We start from the raw sequence: 18,408 nt of genomic DNA, 5'->3' as shown, positions 1-18,408 counted from the left end.
CTATGGTCTGGGTGCGGTGCGGGCAGCAGAGGATTGCCGATGTGGAGGCGATTGTATTTGATAAAGATGGCACCCTGGCCGACTCCCTGAAGCTATTGCACCACACAGCCCTGGCGCGGGCAGAGGCCTGTGCCACCGCCGCAGGATTTGGAGATGCGTTAATTCCAGCTCTTTTAGACTGTTTTGGGGTGTCTGCCAGCGGCATTGACCCCGATGGGCTGATGGCGGCGGGCACACGCGAGGCCAACAAGCAGGGGGCCGTAGCTGTGCTAGCGCAGGCCGGCTATCCCTTAGAAAAGGCGACGGAGCTAGTGGCAGAGTGCTTCGCGGCGGTCAACGCCAAGCGCAACGGCAAGGCCGCCTATACCCCACCCTTTGCGGGCACCGCTGCAATGCTGGAGCGGCTGCACCACAGTCCCTTAAAAATTGGAGTGCTGTCATCCGATAGCCCAGCCTTTGTCGAAGAATTTTTGACCCATTACGAGCTGCTGCCCTGGGTAGATGCGTGGCAGGGTACGAGGCCAGAGGATCCGCCCAAGCCCGATCCAACGCTGTTGGGGGTAGTGTGCGATCGCCTTCAAGTCTCAGTCGCGCACACCCTGGTCGTTGGCGATAGCTGGGCTGATCTAGCATTGGCAGAACGAGCTCAAGCCGCAGGATTCATCTCTGTCTCAGAACCCTGGGGGCGATCGCCCGTTGTAGGGGCTAGCCTGGTATTAGCGCACTGGGATGATTTGGCCGTGCTAGCTGTTGGTTCCCCAGATTTCAAAATTTAACAATGCCTTGACCTTGCAAAATGGAGGCAAAAACGATGGTGTCGTGGGTTTTAAAGGAATGGCAAGTGGCCGTGACGGCACTGCTACAAGGCGAAACCATTCTGCTGTTGCGCAAGGGTGGCATTCGCGAGGCTAAAGGGCAGTTTTCGCTGGCGGCCCGGCAGGTGCTGCTGCTGCCCACCGTCGAGCATCAAAAAGCGGCCCTGCTGAAGGATGCCTTTTGGCCCCTGATAGAAGGAGAAATTATCCATGACGACCAGGTGCGGTTTGACGGGTGGGCGACCATTACCCACGCCCTGCCCCTCACGGCTGAAGCAGAGGCGGCGGCTCTGCTGCCCTACCTGGTGTGGAATGAGCAATTTGTGGCAGAACGGCTTAACTGGCAGTCCGATCGCCCGCTCTATGGGCTGCTGTTGAGGGCCTACCGTTTTCAACAACCTCTGATGCTACCTCGCCACAAGGGCTACAGCGGCTGCCGATCCTGGGTAGAGAGCGGCCAGGAGGTGGGAGTGGAGAATAGCACGCCAGCTCTTGCGGAGGCAGATTATCAGCAGCAGGTTGAGGCTATTTTGGCACGTCTGCCTGCGGTAACTCCGAGCCTGGCAGAATAGGCGTAATCATGGCTTCTAGCGCGCTTTGTAGGTCGGCGGTGAGCTGGGCGACGGCCTGCTTGCGATTGGTTTTGTAGTCGGGCCAGCGATCGCTCACCGAGATCGGCTCCCCCACCGTGAGCACCGCTCGCTGTGGCCCCAGCTTGGGACGTGGAAAGGAGTTTTTGCCTTGGATTAAGCACACCGTGTCGCGCAAAATCATCACCGTTTCAGCAAAGCGCTCGGCGGAGGGTCGCTGGCGCACGTATTGGCCCGTAACGGCGATAAAGCTCTCCACCAGGCGCATGTGCCACATGCGGAGGGAGGCTTCTTCGGCCTCGCGATTGGCTAGCCCCATCTCCACGGCTGAAAGTCGCGGGTTGCTCACAACGTCTTGGCGAAAGATATGCTCCCACCCGGCTTGCTCAATGCGGCGACAGCGGTCAATGGTGCTGCCTTTGGGCAGGAGCTGAAAGTAGGTTTCGGCTACCTGTAGGGCCGCATTCATTAAAGCTTCGAGGCGATTGCTCAGGGCGTTAGTTGGAGGCACGGCATCGGGGCGATCGCCGGAGTCAACTGAGGGAATCGCCACACGATACACCCGGCGGTAGTAATTTTCTAAGAGGGTGAGCAGACGCTCTCCCAGGTTAGAGAGCCGACGATAGCGCTGCTCGATGGCGGTTTTAGAGGTGTCGCCGGGTGGGTAGAGATGCTGTCGGGGAGCCAGACTAGTCTCCTGCTCTAGGCGATCGAGCCAGCGATCGAGTTCGCGCCAAGGCGGTCTGATGTAGCGGTAGGAGATGCCCAGGGGGGCGATCGCCATCTGCTCCGCTCGTCCCTGACTGTGCAGATCGTCTACACACCAAAAGGCCATCTGGGCTACCCCCGGCTCTAGAGGGCTGACAATTTCGGTGTGACCGTTGTTGCCGCCCTCGGGGGCAGCGGCAAGGGGAAACTGCCCATTGGCCAGCAGCTGGCGAGCCGATCGCAGCCCCTGGCGATCGACCTTGCCCCGCTGAATGGGGGTGCCGCCCAGTTTGGCGTAGAGCTTACCGACCCAAGCACCAGCCCAAAGGGGAATGCCGCGATCGTAGATGAAGTGCACATGAATTGGGCGCTTGAGCTTAACACCCAATTCTCGGGCTCGCTGGGGTACCGCATACCACAGCAAATGTCCTATGCAAAATGAGTCGAGCGGGCTGGGATGGCGAAAGGCCAGTAGAAACCGGGTTTCTCCGGCATCAAATGCTTTGTACAACTGCACCAGCCCCTCGGCGTTGACCACCTCTACGTGCTGAACCTGTTCTCGCCAGCGCATCCAGTAGGGCAACCCCAGGCGCACCAGGGCTAGCACCCGAGTATCCAGCGCGGGGGGAATAAAGCTCAACGGCGGCTGAGCACGAGTGGAGGGGTTCACGGGTTTAGCCCCCGGCCAGAGCATTAATGAATACCCCGATGATATAGCAGAGCAGCGCCAAACTCCGTCGGTGCTGGTAGCGGATTAAAGCTCATCAGTGGAATTGCGGAGAAACTATAAAGCTTTTATAAGCAACCCTAGCCCTGGCATTGTGCCTACCGTAGAAACCCAGTTTAATGGCAAGAGCCAAACCCGACCGGGCGAGGCGCTTGAGGAAAATCGTCACGTGTGGTTATCACAGTCCCTAAGGAGTTTCTCTACAACGCCCAACGTTACCTGTTGAACTTTGGGCCGGTGCATAAGCCAGGTACACCACAACCATGTCCCTTCCAGACAAAGCTACGGCCCAGGCTGCGGTTGGTGGATGACCTGTTCTAGAGACGTAGTTAGCGGTAAAACGACGGTTTGTTATGGTTTCCTCCCCCTTCTTTTCTGCCAACTCAGATCAGCGATCTAGCACTACACCCAAAGGTTCAAGTGGTGGCGCGATTCGCGAAGCGACCCCAACGGGAATCGCCTCACCCCCCTGGCTGCTAGATACGCTCTTTCGCAACATGAGCTATGACCTTGAGCAAGTGGCCGATATTATCGACCCCATTCTGACAGCCCAAAACCATTGCTACCGCACCGATTGGTATGTGCAGGGCATTGTGGCCGACGATCGCGCCTTTCTCAGCACCAACATCAACGCCGAGCGCGCCATTGAGGTCACCCCGTGTGGCACCCGCTGGTTGCTGGGGCAGGGCCGTTGCTGCGCCGTGGCCATGTCCCGGCCGGGAATTGCCGACTGCCATGCGGCGCTCAACTTTGACTCCCTGCGAGGCTTCTTTCTCACCGACCTGGGCAGCGATGGGGGCACCTGGGTGAATGGTCGCCGCCTGGCTCCGGCCCAGCGCCACTACCTGCAAGACGGCGACTTGGTGAAGCTGGGAAGCCTGCGGTTTGAGTTTTTGCAGCAGCGCTGCGACCAATCGGTGTGGTACGACGCTTAATAACGTTGGTAGCGCATGCCCGGCAGCTGAGTGACTAGACCCATCAGCTCTAACTGCACGAGGGTAGCCAGTACCTCCCCAGTGGGCTGAGCCAGTTGCTGCACCAGGCCGTCGAGGGAAATGGGTTCGCTGGTGATGGTGGCCAATACCTGGGCCATGGTGGGGGATAAGGGCGGTGACACCGGGGGTCTGACCGGCGGGCGATCGCCCTTTTCACTTAAGGCGTAACCCGCCGGTTCACCATTGCTAATTTGGGGCATCTGTCCGAGAGCGGCGATCAGCGTCTTGTCGTTCAAAATCATCTGGGCGCCCTGGTTGATCAGCCCCAGGCAGCCCTCACTATTGAGGTTATCCAGCGACCCTGGCACCGCAAATACATCGCGGCCATAGTCATTGGCCAACTGCGCCGTAATCAGTGCCCCCGATCGCGCCGGAGCTTCGGTCACCACCACTGCTCGACTGAGCCCGGCAATGATGCGGTTGCGGCGGGGAAAGTGGGCGCGATCGGGAGGTGTGCCGTTGGGGTGCTCACTGAGCAGCAGACCGTGGCGAGCAATGCGATCGTGCAGATCGCGGTTGCCCAGGGGATAAACCTGATCAACCCCCGTTCCCAGCACCGCAATGGTGAGACCATGGCTGTCTAGGGTCTGCTGGTGGGCGTAGCGATCGACCCCCTTGGCCAACCCCGAGATTACGATCACATCGTGGGCCACCAGTTGCTGGGTCAGGCGGCGGGTCCAGCGCTGACCGTAGTCTGATGGGTTGCGAGTGCCCACCACCCCAACCGATGGAACCAGGTGCAGGGCACCCGCCAGCTCCGGCTGTCCCCGATAAAATAGCAGCGGCGGCGGATCAGTAATTTCGTAGAGCAGGGCCGGGTACTCCGCATCTGCCGGAGTCCAAAAATTGGGGTGCTGCTGTTCGTAGCTGGCCAGCAGCTCTAGCGGAGAAACCGTCTGCCGATACTCCACCAGTTTGGACCCCGTCCCCAGGCCAATGCCTTCCACCTCTAGCAGAGCTGCTCCTTCAGCATGCCAGGCGGCAGATAGGGTGCCGAAGTGGCTGCACAGTCGCTTCAACAAAATTGGGCCGAGGCCGTAAGCCTGGGCCCAGGCTAGCCAATACGCTCGTTCTGCCATGCTGGACGGGGGTTAAAATCTCCCGCTCAGTATGCCCGCATCGTGCTGCAAGCCCTACCGACGCGCCCTGGGCAAACGCTGGGTGCCGCTGCGCCTAAAGAGACTGCCCAGGGGCAGCCGTCTTGGGTTGAGCTGTCGCAGGGGTGCCGGCAGTTCTAGGGTGGTGGTGGGTTCACCCCCAGGCGTCGTCCACCAGGCGTTGATGGTGCCTCCGGCAAACCCGGCCACTGCCCCCAGCAAAATGCTGGGCACCACGCCATAGCCCAGCAGCAAGAATATAAATAGAAAGGCCAGCCAAATTTTTAGCGCTGGTGGAATAATTTTGTCGGCCACCGGTACATCCTCTCTGGGGCGCTAGTGAGGCTAGGCAAGTGCCTATGCCCCTACTATAGCGGCTATTTGCTGGGGCACCGCTCGGGTAGTGTCAATCGCCTGCACCAGCGGCTGCTCGACCTCGGTAAAGGGCTCCATGTGCTGGCGCTGAAGCACCGCTACGGTCGCATCAGCAATGTCCCCCGCGCGATCGCGCACCCGCTGCTCCAATACCTCAGGGGGAGCCGTGCAGTGCAGAATGCTCACCGGCAATTCCGCCTGCTGAATGGCCTCAATCGCAGTTTGGCGCAGAGCCTGGCGATCGTACTTGGCATCAAGAATCACTGGGTAGCCGGTCTGAGCCAGGGCAATGCCCAAGGTGAGGAGGCGATCGTAGGTCTTCTCGGTCATCTCTGGAGTGTAGAGGCTGTCGTCGCCCCGCTGGTCTAGGGGCACTCCGGCCAGGTGCTTGCGCACCGCGTCGCTGCGCAGGTGAATGGCATTGGTGTGACTGGCCAACTGCCGAGCGGTGGTGGACTTGCCCGAGCCGGACAGCCCGGCCATTATGTAGACTGCACCGCTGCGGGGTTGGCACACCGACCAGGCGAGGCGGTAGTAGCCAGCCGCTGTCTCAGCCGCTTGTTGCTTGGTCGCTTCATCAACTGACGGATCGCCAAGCAAAAATGAGGTCACCTTGGCTCGCACGTAGGCCTGGCGGCTAATGTACAGAGGCAGCAGCTGCACCCCTTCCCAATCGCCGGTGCACTCTACATAGTTGTTCAAAAACACCGTGGCTAGTGTGGCGCAGTCCTTAGACAGCAGATCCATCACCACAAAGCCGACGTCATACATCACATCGACGTAGCGAAAGGGCTCGTTAAACTCGATGCAGTCAAAGAGATAGAGTTGCTCTTGCCAGCGACACAGGTTATTTAAATGCAGGTCACCGTGGCAGGCGCGAATCCAGTTTTGTTCAACCCGCCGTTTAAACAAATCGCCGTGGGCCGCGAAGAAAGAGTCGGTATAAGTCTTGGTCTCATCGAACTGGGCTTGGGTCTGGGGGCCGCCGATAAAACCAGTGGTTTGCTCGTAGTTTTCGTCAAAGGCCTGGCGAATCTGCTCTACCGCACCAAAGGTGCGAATGTGGTCATTGGTTTCGGCCCCCAGGTGAAAGTCGGCCACGGCCGTTGCTAGATCTGCCATTAGGGATTCGGTGAGTTCGCTGCGATCGAATAGAGCACTCAGCAGCGTATCCTGCGGGAACTGCACCATTTTGACGGCATACTCCACGGTCGTGCCGCTGCCGAGGTGATAGGTTTCTCCGGTTTGGCCCAAAGCGACCACCTCTAGGTAAAGCGCTCCGGCCCCCCGCTGGTTAAGCCGCAGCTCTTCTTGGCAAAAATGCTGCCGCTTTTCCAGGGTGGAATAGTCTAGAAAGCCAAAATTTACCGGCTTTTTCACCTTGTAGGCGTAGTCACCAGTCAGCAGCACATAGGACACGTGGGTTTGCAGCAGCCGAATGGGCTCAACTACCGGGTGGGGATAAAACTCCGGCTGACTCATCTGCTGAATCAATTCGGGAAGTGCAAAATCGGCCATATTCTACCTGCCAAAAACTGCCTAACGCTACAAAGGGGCCAGGAATGTGTTTCCTAGCCCCTAGGGATTAAAACCTGCCAGATTAACCAAGCAAGCCTATTCTGCTGCCGCTTCGTCCTCGCCTTCGCCCTCAGCCATGCGGCCCTGGAGCACCGTAGCAATGGTTTGAGTTTGGTCGCCAGCTACCACAGCGCCCTCGGGCAGCACTAGGTCGGCCACGGTGAGCGAGTCACCCACACCTAGCCCAGACACATCCACCTCGATCACCTCGGGGATGTCGATGGCCTTGCACTTAACGGTGACTTCGTTGATTTCGGTGTTGAGCACGCCGCCGTCGTCTTTAACCCCAGTGGGCTCACCTACAAAATGGAGCGTAACGCCCACTTCCACAGCATCTTGAGCCTTCACCGCAAAAAAGCTCAGGTGGTACACAGTTTTCTTCCAGGGGTGGGCCTGAACTTCCCGCAGCAAAGCCTTGCCGTTCCAGGACATATCTGGAATTTTTAGGTCAATCATGGTGTTGTTGACCGCGGCCTTGCGCAGCAGCAGGTCGGCGTCTTTTTGATTGACGGTCAGCGACACCGACTCGGTGCCCTGGTGGCCGTAAAGGACTACCGGCAGCAGCCCTTCGCGGCGTAGGGCGTTAGGCTTGGCCTTAGCATCGCGCGATTTGCACTCAATAGTCAGTTCCATGGAAAATCCCCCCGTTAAAAATAAATTCAAAAAACAAACTTGCCAAGCCCTAGGCTACCTGGGACTCGCCATTCTCGTAGAGCAGCGCCCGCTTCGGCCCATGGATGGGGTCCTCTACGATGATAGTCTGGTCGCGGCTGGCCCCAAGCGACACGATCGCGATCGGTACCTCCATCAACTCCGCCAAAAACTTGAGATAGTCTAGGGCAGCTTTGGGTAGGTCACTCAGCGATCGGCAGTGATCGGTGGGCTGTTTCCAGCCGGGCATGGTTTTGTAGATGGGCTTGCAGCGGCCAAAGGCCTCGGCACTGGCCGGAAGCTCTTCGCAGCGCTCACCGTCTAGTTCATAGGCCACGCATACCTCGATCTCATCCACATCGTCGAGGACATCGAGCTTGGTGACAGCGAGACAGTCGAGGCCATTGATGCGCACCGCGTAACGGCCAATTACGGCATCAAACCAGCCGCAGCGGCGGCGGCGACCGGTGGTAGTGCCAAACTCGGCACCGCGATCGCAGAGCAACTCACCCATCTCACCGGTCAGCTCGGTGGGGAAGGGGCCTTCTCCAACGCGAGTGGTGTAGGCCTTAGCCACCCCAATCACCCGGTCGATCACTGTAGGGCCAATGCCGGTGCCGATGCACGCCCCCCCCGCCACCGGGTTAGAGGAGGTAACGTAGGGATAAGTGCCGTGGTCGAGGTCGAGTAAAGTGCCCTGGGCCCCTTCAAACAGCACGTTTTTGCGCTGGCGAATGGCTTGATAGACATGGAGGGAACTGTCAATAATGTGGGGCCGCAGCCGCTCAGCATACTCAATGTATTCGTCAATCACCGCCGCTGGATCGAGGGGGGCGAGATCGTACAACTTTTCGAGAATGCCGTTTTTGTACTGAATCGTCCACTCCAGCTGCTTGCGGAGGCGGGCGTAGTCCATCAGGTCAATGACGCGGATGCCAATGCGCTCAGACTTGTCGGCGTAAGTAGGGCCAATGCCGCGCTTGGTGGTGCCGATCTTATGGTTGCCCCGGCGCTCCTCCGACGCCTGATCGATCAGGCGGTGATAGGGCATGGTGACGTGGGCCGCGTTGGAAATGAAGAGGTTTTTAGTGGAAATTCCTAGCTCGACCAGCTTGTCGAGTTCGCCAATTAGAGCCTTGGGGTCAATAACGGTGCCGCTGCCGATAACGCACTCAGTATCGGGGTAGAGAATACCGGAGGGAATCAGGTGCAGCTTGAAGGTTTGATCTTTAACAACGACGGTGTGACCGGCGTTGACCCCACCCTGGTAGCGCACAACTACGTCTGCCGAACGACTCAGCAAATCGGTAATTTTGCCCTTACCTTCGTCGCCCCACTGGGCCCCAATTACTACAACGTTTGCCAAGGGAATTCAGGCTCTAAAGTTCACACAAATTCCCATTATCACTAGGTAAATGTAATTGTGTCAACTTCAAGATCTTGTGACTCTGACTAAAGGCAACGCTACCTAGAGCCCGAACCCTTAGCAAATTAAATGTGTTTAACCTTATACCCAATGAGTGAAATATGCGATAGAACAGGGGAATATCTAGTTTACATTTCTTTAGATTTTTCAAAGACTCGCGATGGTATTGGCACAGCCTCTCTGCAGGGGTTAAGTCGGCTCTGAGAGGCCATTGCGAGCCCAGTCCATCTATAAAAGCTGCACTACAAAAGCTTCATTAAGGCGGAGGTTGCCGTGAGTCTATATGCTGAACTACACCGTCATCTAGGCGGTTCTGTTGTACCCCGAGTCCTGTGGCGCTATTTTGAGCGCAATCGCCCCGATCTGTCGGGCCAGTTTGCTGATTACCCAGCGTTTGAGCAGTTTTACACCCGTCCCCGGAATACTCTTGCGGAGTATCTAGAGCTGCATACCCTCGTCGAGAGTGTGCAAACCTACGAGGCCTTACCCTACTTCATCTATCGCCTGATTCGGGGTGCCTACATTTTTGAAAACCTGGCCTACTTAGAGCTGCGCTATACCCCCTACCTGCGCACCCCTGAGCATTTGACCCAGAACCAGCGCATTGAGGCGATGGCCGAGATTGTAGAAATTGTCGGGCGAGCCAGCCAGCAGCCTGAGTATCCCATTGTGACCAAGCAGATTCTGTGTATGCACTCGCGGCTGCCCCACGAGGTGAACCAGGCAATTGTGGAACTGGCGGGGCAATATCCCGAATATGTGTGTGCGGTCGATGTGGCGGGCGGTGACGCGAAGTACGGCGATCGCATCGACGAGTTTACCCAGCTCTACCAGCGCGCCCAGGATCTAGGCCTCAAAACCACCGGCCACCTCTACGAAACCGTGGATGGCGACCATCCCAAGCTGCTGCCCTACCTGATGCGCATTGGCCACGGCATTCAAATTCCGCTGCGACACCCGGAGCTACTGCCCGAGGTAGCGGCGCGAGGGCAGTGCCTAGAGGTGTGCCCCACCACTTACCTCAAGACCGGCACCCTAGACGAAATCAGCCAGCTCAAAGTCGTGTTCGATCGCTGCTTTGAGGCCGGGGTTGATATCGCTATCTGCACCGACAACGCGGGGCTGCACAACGTACGCCTGCCCTTTGAGTACGAGAACCTGCTCACCCACGACGTCATCGGCTTTGAGGAGCTGCAAGCCTGCCAGGAAGCGGCCTTTCGCCACGCCTTTGCTTGGCCACACAGCCAGCCCCCCTCCACACTATTGACCGACATGCTGCAAGTGCCGCCCGTCAGCCCCCTACCCACTAGGGAGCTAGCCGAGAGGGGCTCGCTGTCTTAACGGGCCTGTTCTAAACTAAGGTTGCACCGGTTTTGGTCGCATTTCTGGCAATGCTGCTGGGGCCGGAGCAATGGATTCGCAACACCGTTTAAGCAGCGGGGCTAGGGCATGCCACCTCGACTTCTATCTACGGCTAGCCAGGTGGATAACCTGTTTACGGCCCCGCCGCTGTTGTCTACCCAGGGCTTTTGCTGGCGTGGCACTCACGTAGACTGTCGCTGGGAACCGCCTGGAGCCATTGAGGAAGAGGTGTCTACGCCCTGGCACAGTGTTGTGCTATTTACTCAGTTTCCCGGATCAGAACCGGTCTGGGCAGAGCGCTCGATCGATGGACGATTTAAATCAGAGCGGGTGCATCCGGGAGACATTTTGGTGCTGCCCGCCGGGGTAGGACAGCGATCGCGCTGGAATGCCCCCGGCGAATTTATGAACTTGGTCTTTGAGACTGCTGCCCTAGGGCGATCGCTCGACGAAGCTGCCGACGGCACCACCTTTGAGCTCATACCTCACTTTGCTACCCAAGACCTCTTGGTGTTACAGCTAGGGCTATGTCTCAGACGGGTGCTTCAAAGTGGTGGTGAGCGTCTCTATGCCGAAGCGCTCACCACAGCCCTGGCCGTGCATCTGCTGCAAACCTATGCCACTCGCAAGCCACAGCTCAAAACCTATGGCAACGGGCTGGCCAAGCCTCAGCTCCAGCGGGTGGTGGACTACATTCACAGCCACTTAGATGCTGACTTGAGCCTAGAGACCCTATCCACCCTGGTGGGCATGAGCGCCCACTACTTTGCGCAACTGTTTAAGCAGTCCACTGGGGCCGCGCCCCACCAGTACGTCATTCGCTGCCGGGTACAGCAGGCCAAGACGCTGCTGGCTCAGCCCGACCTCCCCATTGCCGATATTGCCTGCCGGGTAGGCTTTGCCCACCAGAGCCACCTCAACCGTCACTTTAGGCGGCTGGTGGGCACGACCCCTGGCCAATGGCGGCAGGCAAACCGTTTCTAGGGCCGCTCTGTTGTCGTCATTAGGGTTGGCTTTGGCGTTTGGGTATATACCTGCATCGAACAGTGAGCCAAGAGCTTTGCATAGCCTCTTGCCGTGAGGGTAGAGGTTAGGCGCGGCGATCGGAAGTTTGTGCAAACCAGCGGAAGAACTTGCAAGACAGAGCGCGATCGCCCTGGCGATACTAAAACTATGCGCTCTGACTGGAGAAACGTCCATGGTGCTGCTTGAAACTCGAACCGAACCCATGGTGGTTAACTTTGGCCCTCACCACCCCTCCATGCACGGCTGCTTTCGGATTATGGTCACCCTCGACGGCGAAGATGTGATCGACTGTGAACCCGTGATCGGCTACCTGCATCGCGGTATGGAGAAAATTGCCGAGAGCCGGACTTCCACCATGTTCATCCCCTACACCAGCCGGTGGGACTACTACGGTGGCTTATTCAACGAGGCCGTCACCGTCAACGCCGTAGAAAAGCTGGCAGATATTGAGGTGCCCAAGCGGGCTAGCTATATTCGCGTGATTTTGCTAGAGCTGACCCGCTTGGTCAATCACCTGCTCTGGGTAGGCCCTTTCGTGATGGATATGGGGGCGCAGACGCTGTTTTTCTATGCGCTGCGCGATCGCGAACCCATTCTCGATTTATTTGAGGCGGTGAGCGGTTACCGCATGGTCAATCACAATTATTTCCGGGTGGGTGGTGTGGCTGCTGACCTGCCCTACGGCTGGACGGAAAAATGCCAAGACTTTGTGGACTACTTAGCCCCCAAGCTCGACGAGTACGAGCGCCTGGTCACCGACAACCCAGTGTTTCGCCGTCGCTGCGAAGGGCTGGGCGTCGTCACCCGTGATGAGGCTATAGGCTGGGGCTGCTCTGGCCCCATGCTGCGGGCTTCTGGCGTCCAGTGGGATCTGCGCAAGGTCGATCATTACGAGTGCTATGACGACTTTAACTGGCAGGTAGCCTGGCAGTCTGAGGGCGATTGCCTGGCTCGCTACCGGGTGCGTTTAGAGGAAATGCGTCAGTCGCTCAAGATCATTCGGCAGGCTCTCGATGGGCTACCAGGCGGCCCCTGGGAAACCCTCGAGGCCAAGCGCCTAGCTGAAGGGCCAAAGTCGCCGTGGGATAGCTTTGACTACCAGTTCATCGCCAAAAAAATTGCCCCTACCTTCAAAATTCCCGCCGGGGAGCACTATGTGCGGGTCGAGTCGGGGCGGGGTGAACTGGGCATTTTTCTGATCGGCAACGAGAGCCCTATGCCGTGGCGATGGAAGATTCGCCCTGCCGATTTCAACAACTTGCAGCTGCTGCCCTACCTGCTCAAGGGCCAAAAGGTGGCCGATATTTTCGTTATTCTCGGCAGCATTGACGTGGTTATGGGGTCAGTGGATCGGTAGAGGGTTAGTGCCATGGTTAGCACTCTGGCCAAAGCACAGCGTTGATGCTGGTGTGGGAACGCGCCATAACGCGTCAATTCGGCTTAACGCCATCCCTAAAGGTCGATATCTTGGCACATAGCAAACAGGGTTCAGACATCTCTGCCTGAACCCTGTTTGCTATTTATCTAGGTTTGGTCTTTACGATCAAATCTAGGAGTAGAGGTTTAGTAACCGCCGCGGGAGAAGCTATCGCCACCGCCACGGCGACCACCGCCGCCGCCGCCACCGAAGTTACCACCGCCGCCACCGCGATCTTCGCGGGGCTTGGCTTTGTTAACTTTGAGATCACGGCCCATCCACTCAGCGCCGTCTAGGGCTTCGATAGCTGCGTTTTCTTCAGAATCGGCAGACATCTCGACGAAGGCGAAGCCGCGCATACGCCCGGTTTCACGATCGGTGGGAAGTTGTACCCGCTTAACAGACCCGTACTCTGCAAACACAGAGGTTAGGTCTTCGCTGGTAGCGTCATAGGACAGGTTGCCTACGTAGATTGACATATCTTTTCTCCAAAAATTAAAGGATGTGCAGAGCAAAATTTCGGAGAGAAGTCTGTCAATGGAAAAACGGAAAAATTCGTTAGTACTAGAAACAAATGCTGCTAACCGATCTCTATATCTCTGGAGACACCCTAGCACGTTTGAAAAGCTGGTGGAACCCTAGAGGGTCAAATCGCTAAATAAAAACTAGCTATGGAGTGACAAACCCCGTGCAACCGTATATCTAGCGTTTTAATTGTGAAGTTTTGTATGTTTTGATGGCGCCGATCTTGGACAAATTACTTGCTTCAGATCAGTTTTTAGCCGCCTTACCAACCTGTTCAAGGGGAAAGGGCAGTAGGTGACGCCCGGTTTCCTGAACCATCCCCGTGGGAGAATGGGCCTTTAACTGAGATTTCACCTATGCCTGCTGCATACATTGAAAACGAAACCGAGTTTGATGCGCTTCTAAGTGCAGAGTCGTTATTTGTGGTCGATTGCACAGCAGCCTGGTGTGGCCCCTGCAAGTTGGTGGCCCCGCTGATGGACCAGCTGGCCGACGAATACGGCGATCGCGTCAAAGTCCTCAAGCTCGATTTAGATGCCAATCAGGCTGTAGCCAAGCGCTACGGCATTCGCAGCATTCCCGCCGTGATGTTCTTTCAGCAGGGAGACGTAGCGGAAACCTTGGTGGGGGCGAAAAAGTATGACGAATATAGTGAGACCCTAAGTAAGTACCTGAGCTAGGGCATTCGCCTTTGCCCAATGCTCTTTAGTCGCCACCGTTATAGGCGCAGGTCGCGATAGTTTAGGGCCAGTTGACCAAACCGCTCGTGGATGGGGCAACTGGCCGAGCTGCGATCGTAGGGTTGAGGGCAGATCTAGGCATAACGCCCACACCCCCGTAGACTGAGGACAACCGATTGATCCAACAGCAGGGCGGGCGATATGGAAATTCTTTTTGTAGCAGCAGAAGCGGCACCCCTGGCTAAGGTCGGCGGTATGGGTGACGTCGTGGGTTCCCTGCCTAAAGTGCTGCGCAAAATGGGGCACGACGTGCGCATCTTCATGCCCTACTACGGCTTTTTGCCTGACAAGGTCGATATTCCTGAAGAGCCGGTGTGGAAAGGCACCGCCATGTTTAACGACTTTGCGGTGTACGAAACTACTCTGCCTGAGTCTGATGTGCCGGTTTATCTGTTTGGCCACCCCGCCTTTGATCCCCGTAAGGTCTATGGTGGCGACGATGAAGCCTGGCGGTTTACATTCTTTGCCAACGGCGCGGCTGAGTTTGCCTGGAACTACTGGAAGCCTCAGATTATTCACTGCCACGACTGGCACACGGGCATGATTCCGGTGTGGATGCAGCAGTCGCCCGACATCAGCACGGTGTTTACCATCCACAACCTGGCTTACCAAGGGCCGTGGCGATGGGAGCTAGAGCGCATTACCTGGTGCCCGTGGTACATGCAGGGGCACAACACCATGGCGGCGGCGGTGCAGGCTGCCGATCGCGTCAACACGGTGTCGCCTACCTACGCCCAGCAAATTAAAACTCCCGACTACGGCGAAGAGCTGGAGGGGCTGCTGTCGTTTATTAGCGGCAAGCTAGGCGGCATTCTCAACGGCATTGATGACGAGTCCTACGACCCCGCCACTGACAGATATATCGTTAAAAACTTTACCCCTGACAGCCTTGAAAATCGCCGCGCCAATAAAGTGGCGATTCAAGAAGAGCTGGGTCTAGAGGTGAATTCTAAGGCCTTTTTGGTGGGGCTGGTCGGCCGCCTGGTGGAGCAAAAGGGGCTGGATCTAATTCTGCAAATTCTGGACCGCTTCCTCTCCTATACCGACGCGCAGTTTATTTTGCTGGGCACGGGCGATCGCTACTACGAAACCCAGCTCTGGCAGATGGCTAGCCGCTACCGGGGTCGCATGGCCACCTACCTCCTCTACAGCGAGGGGCTAGGCCGCCGTATTTATGCTGGAGCCGACGCGTTTCTAATGCCGTCGCGGTTTGAGCCCTGCGGTATTAGCCAGATGATTGCCATGCGCTACGGCTGCATTCCGGTGGTGCGGCGCACGGGTGGTTTGGTGGATACGGTGCAGCACCACGACCCCGAGCACCACACGGGCACGGGCTACTGCTTTGACCGCTACGAGCCGCTGGACCTGTTTACCTGCCTCATTCGCGCTTGGGAAGGCTACCGCTTTAAGGATGCTTGGCGGGCGCTACAGCGGCGGGCCATGGAGCAAGACTTTAGCTGGGACAAATCGGCGATCGATTACGTCAAGCTCTACAGCGAAATGCTGGGGATCGACTTTAAAGACCAGCTGTCTAAGCCCGAGTTAGCCCCAGCTACGACCTCTCCCCAGGAGCCGCTAGTGGTGGTGGATGCGACTCTTCCCAAATCTCCGCTAGCAAAATAGAGCGGAGAACCCTGCGGGACGGACGGTACTGCTGTCTGTCACTTGTGAGCGGTTTGTAAGGGGGAAAGTGTGGCAGATTAGTGGTTTCTGTTCCACGAGGCACCTATGAGCGATGGTAACGGTTCGGCAGCGGGAAACCTGATCCAACCCGGTCTACCCGAGACCGGAGCCTTGCCCAAGCGCCGTCATATTGTGCTGACCTCTCACTCCAATCGGTCGGGGCTCAAAGGGAATTCGGTGCAGTGGGGCCATGGGGATCCTCTTCAGCGTGGGGCAATCGTAGCGACGGTCACCGACCCCAACCACCGCAACGCCATTGGTACTCATTCTGGCTCCTATGCTGTGTACCGCGCTCTGGCGGTGGCTAGCGGGGTGCTGGATCCTGACCATAGGCCTGATTTTACCAATACCTCCCCTGCGATCGCCATTGGCCCTCACCCTAGCTGGGCTGACCCTGACAAAATCGTCTCCCTCGACCCCTTTGGGGCATTAGTTGGCGATGTCTATCGCGACAAGATTACCGAAGGCCTCGACATTCGCCCCACGATCGCCGTCACCCGGGCCCATATTCAAATGCCGGAACTGCTAGAGGCGGTGCGTCAGGGGCGAATTAAAGAAGACGGCGAAATCGTCAAACCTGGTGGCGACCTAGTGGTCACTAAGGCAGCCGTGGAGCCGGTGTGGTATTTGCCGGGGGTAGCCCAGCGCCTCGGGGTCAGCGAAGACGAGCTGCGCTACGCCCTGTTTGAGCAGACCGGCGGCATGTTTCCTGAGCTGGTAACGCGGTTTGATGTGAAGGTATTTTTGCCTCCTATCGGCGGCATTACGGTTTATATCGTTGGTGATCCCGACGCTATCACTGACCCGACTCGGCCCTTGGCGGTACGGGTTCACGATGAATGCAATGGCTCGGATGTGTTTGGTTCTGACATTTGCACCTGTCGCCCCTACCTAGTGCACGGCTTGGAAGAATGTATTGCTACGGCTCAGCAGGGGGGCGCGGGGCTGATCATCTACTTCCGTAAGGAAGGGCGCGCCCTGGGAGAGGTGACCAAGTTTCTGGTGTATAACGCCCGCAAACGGCAGGAAGGGGGCGATCGCGCCGATGCCTACTTTGCCCGCACCGAGTGCGTGGCCGGAGTGCAGGATGTGCGCTTTCAGGAGCTGATGCCCGATGTGCTGCACTGGTTGGGGGTGACCCGCATCGATCGCTTCGTGTCGATGAGCGACATGAAGTACAACGCTCTGGTGCGCTCGGGTATTGAGATTGTTGAGCGCGTGCCGATCCCCGACGATCTGGTGCCCCCTGATGCGCGGGTAGAGATTGAGGCCAAGAAGGCGGCGGGCTACTACACCGACAAAGTAGCCCCCACCGAAGAAGATCTGGCCCAGGTGAAGGGGCGGGGTTTGGAATAAGGATGGTAATAGGCAGCGATGGGATGGTGGGCGGTGCCCACACGACAGCAGAGGCAGCGATCGCTTACCTGCAAAGTCCGCAGGCCATTCGCGATCGCACCCGCGCCCTTTTTAAGCTAGCCGAGCAGGATCAGCTCCAGCATTTTCGCTACCATCCCGAAGCCCTATCCGCTACCGCTGCCTACGTTCTCGACGTCATGCGGCAGCAGTATCCCGATGGTGAGATTCCCTTTCACTCGCGCTGGCGACATTTTGAGGTAGAAGGGCGATCGCGCCTAGACCTTCTAGAGCCAGAGTTATCGAGACTGGATCTACTAGAGCAGGCAAGGCTGAAGGTGGATTTGGCGATCACCAGCGTGCTGCTGGACGCTGGAGCCGGGAGTCGGTGGCGGTACGTGGAGCCAGGGACGGGAATTGAGTTTCAACGGTCGGAGGGGTTGGCGATCGCCAGCTTCCACAGCTTCACTGCGGGACTTTTCTCTAGCCAACCCGACCATCCCTGGCAAGCAGACGCCCATGGGCTCACGCAACTCACTGCTAACCAACTTGCCCAAGCCTTCCAGGTTAACAACGACAATCCACTATTGGGACTCGAAGGACGAGTAGCGCTGCTGCAAAAACTCGGCCACACCCTGCGCCAGTGGCCCCAATTCTTTGGGTCTGACCTTCCCCGACCAGGTCACTTGGTGGACTACTGGCTACAAATTGCCTTCCAGAGTCAGCTATCAGCAACGACCGTTTTGCAAACCATTCTGCTAGGCCTGGGGCCGATCTGGCCCGGACGGGTAGAACTGGCGGGCACCAATCTCGGCGACGTATGGCCCCATCCTCAACTGCCCGATACTGGCTCCGGCAGCAACCTTGTCCCCTTCCACAAGCTCTCCCAGTGGCTCACCTATTCGCTGCTGGAACCCCTGCAAGACCTCGGCCTCACCATCACCGATCTCGATCAGCTCACCGGCTTAGCCGAATACCGCAACGGGGGGCTGTTTGTGGATATGGGTGTCCTCAGCCTCAAAAATTCTGCTGATTTTGAGGTCGCCCATCCGCCCAATTCTTCACTGATAGTTGAATGGCGCGCCCTCACCCTCTGTTTGCTAGACGACCTCGCCACCCACATTCGCCAGTCGTTAAACCTGGATGCCGAAACGCTTCCCCTGGTAAAAATTCTCCAGGGAGGCACCTGGACGGCGGGGCGACAGATCGCTGCGGAGAGGCGATCGGGGGGAGAACCGCCGATTCAATTGGCCAGCGATGGCACGGTGTTTTAGAGTTCAAAAATTCAAAATGGAGAATTCAAAACTTTGTAAATCCTTCGGACTGGCTTTGCCTACGTG

The 18,408-nt window shown here is 57.6% G+C and carries 17 protein-coding genes; 10 read left to right on the top strand and 7 right to left on the bottom strand.

Features of this window, described 5'->3' with window-relative positions; genetic code table 11:
• The first annotated feature begins 2 nt into the window (after window positions 1–2).
• Both NC979_RS06735 and NC979_RS06730 read left to right on the top strand, forming a co-directional pair.
• On the top strand, window positions 3–776 hold the full coding sequence (locus NC979_RS06735; RefSeq protein WP_190518712.1) for an HAD family hydrolase: 774 nt from the start codon (window positions 3–5) through the stop codon (window positions 774–776).
• Between the two features lie 35 nt (window positions 777–811).
• Window positions 812–1,387, top strand: a complete 576-nt coding sequence (locus tag NC979_RS06730) for a DUF1802 family protein (RefSeq protein ID WP_190518709.1) — start codon at window positions 812–814, stop codon at window positions 1,385–1,387.
• Here NC979_RS06730 and NC979_RS06725 read toward each other — a convergent pair.
• Window positions 1,341–2,783, bottom strand: coding sequence for a 1-acyl-sn-glycerol-3-phosphate acyltransferase (locus tag NC979_RS06725; RefSeq protein ID WP_347403928.1), 1,443 nt, complete (start codon window positions 2,781–2,783; stop codon window positions 1,341–1,343). The two genes, NC979_RS06730 and NC979_RS06725, sit on opposite strands and share 47 nt — an antisense overlap.
• A 410-nt stretch (window positions 2,784–3,193) precedes the next feature.
• On the opposite strand from NC979_RS06725, the gene NC979_RS06720 reads away from it, so the two are divergent.
• Window positions 3,194–3,775 carry an FHA domain-containing protein gene (locus tag NC979_RS06720; protein ID WP_190518705.1) on the top strand — a complete coding sequence of 194 codons (582 nt, stop codon included), beginning with the start codon at window positions 3,194–3,196 and terminating at the stop codon, window positions 3,773–3,775.
• On the opposite strand, the gene dprA is transcribed toward NC979_RS06720, so the two are convergent.
• The 5 genes from dprA to NC979_RS06695 form a co-directional block, all read right to left on the bottom strand.
• Window positions 3,772–4,914, bottom strand: a complete 1,143-nt coding sequence (gene dprA / locus NC979_RS06715) for a DNA-processing protein DprA (RefSeq protein WP_190518702.1) — start codon at window positions 4,912–4,914, stop codon at window positions 3,772–3,774. The two genes, NC979_RS06720 and dprA, sit on opposite strands and share 4 nt — an antisense overlap.
• Window positions 4,915–4,968: 54 nt before the next feature.
• Window positions 4,969–5,247, bottom strand: a complete 279-nt coding sequence (locus NC979_RS06710) for a hypothetical protein (RefSeq protein ID WP_190518700.1) — start codon at window positions 5,245–5,247, stop codon at window positions 4,969–4,971.
• Between the two features lie 42 nt (window positions 5,248–5,289).
• Entirely contained in the window at window positions 5,290–6,825 is a 1,536-nt protein-coding gene (locus NC979_RS06705; RefSeq protein ID WP_190518697.1) for a bifunctional aminoglycoside phosphotransferase/ATP-binding protein, read from the bottom strand.
• 96 nt (window positions 6,826–6,921) lie between these two features.
• A complete protein-coding gene (locus tag NC979_RS06700; RefSeq protein ID WP_190518694.1) occupies window positions 6,922–7,518 on the bottom strand; it encodes a 50S ribosomal protein L25/general stress protein Ctc in 597 nt (198 codons plus the stop codon).
• Window positions 7,519–7,567: 49 nt separating this feature from the next.
• Window positions 7,568–8,902 (bottom strand): adenylosuccinate synthase, encoded by a 1,335-nt coding sequence (locus tag NC979_RS06695; protein WP_190518692.1) that lies wholly within the window; start codon window positions 8,900–8,902, stop codon window positions 7,568–7,570.
• A 333-nt stretch (window positions 8,903–9,235) separates the two neighbouring features.
• Here NC979_RS06695 and NC979_RS06690 point away from each other — a divergent pair, with 333 nt between their 5' ends.
• The 3 genes from NC979_RS06690 to NC979_RS06680 all read left to right on the top strand — a co-directional run bounded on the left by NC979_RS06690 (window position 9,236) and on the right by NC979_RS06680 (window position 12,707).
• Window positions 9,236–10,303, top strand: coding sequence for an adenosine deaminase (locus NC979_RS06690; RefSeq protein ID WP_190518690.1), 1,068 nt, complete (start codon window positions 9,236–9,238; stop codon window positions 10,301–10,303).
• A 108-nt stretch (window positions 10,304–10,411) separates the two neighbouring features.
• A complete protein-coding gene (locus NC979_RS06685) occupies window positions 10,412–11,308 on the top strand; it encodes a helix-turn-helix domain-containing protein (RefSeq protein WP_190518688.1) in 897 nt (298 codons plus the stop codon).
• 214 nt (window positions 11,309–11,522) lie between these two features.
• A complete protein-coding gene (locus NC979_RS06680) occupies window positions 11,523–12,707 on the top strand; it encodes an NAD(P)H-quinone oxidoreductase subunit H (protein ID WP_190518686.1) in 1,185 nt (394 codons plus the stop codon).
• Between the two features lie 206 nt (window positions 12,708–12,913).
• Here NC979_RS06680 and rbp read toward each other — a convergent pair whose 3' ends face one another.
• Window positions 12,914–13,246, bottom strand: coding sequence for an RNA-binding regulator (rbp, locus tag NC979_RS06675; RefSeq protein WP_190518684.1), 333 nt, complete (start codon window positions 13,244–13,246; stop codon window positions 12,914–12,916).
• Window positions 13,247–13,648: 402 nt separating this feature from the next.
• Here rbp and trxA point away from each other — a divergent pair, with 402 nt between their 5' ends.
• From trxA to NC979_RS06655, 4 genes are all read left to right on the top strand, one after another.
• Complete coding sequence (gene trxA, locus NC979_RS06670; protein WP_190518682.1) at window positions 13,649–13,972, top strand: thioredoxin; 324 nt, start codon at window positions 13,649–13,651, stop codon at window positions 13,970–13,972.
• 201 nt (window positions 13,973–14,173) lie between these two features.
• Complete coding sequence (gene glgA, locus NC979_RS06665) at window positions 14,174–15,655, top strand: glycogen synthase GlgA (RefSeq protein WP_190518679.1); 1,482 nt, start codon at window positions 14,174–14,176, stop codon at window positions 15,653–15,655.
• 105 nt (window positions 15,656–15,760) lie between these two features.
• Window positions 15,761–17,071 carry a GTP cyclohydrolase II gene (locus tag NC979_RS06660; protein WP_242023985.1) on the top strand — a complete coding sequence of 437 codons (1,311 nt, stop codon included), beginning with the start codon at window positions 15,761–15,763 and terminating at the stop codon, window positions 17,069–17,071.
• A gap of 2 nt (window positions 17,072–17,073) precedes the next feature.
• Window positions 17,074–18,342, top strand: coding sequence for a URC4/urg3 family protein (locus NC979_RS06655; RefSeq protein ID WP_190518677.1), 1,269 nt, complete (start codon window positions 17,074–17,076; stop codon window positions 18,340–18,342).
• The last annotated feature ends 66 nt before the right edge of the window (window positions 18,343–18,408 follow it).

The sequence above is a fragment of the Leptolyngbya subtilissima AS-A7 genome (assembly GCF_039962255.1).
Taxonomy (GTDB): Bacteria; Cyanobacteriota; Cyanobacteriia; order Phormidesmidales; family Phormidesmidaceae; genus Nodosilinea.
This window is presented reverse-complemented; position numbering and strand designations above follow the sequence as displayed.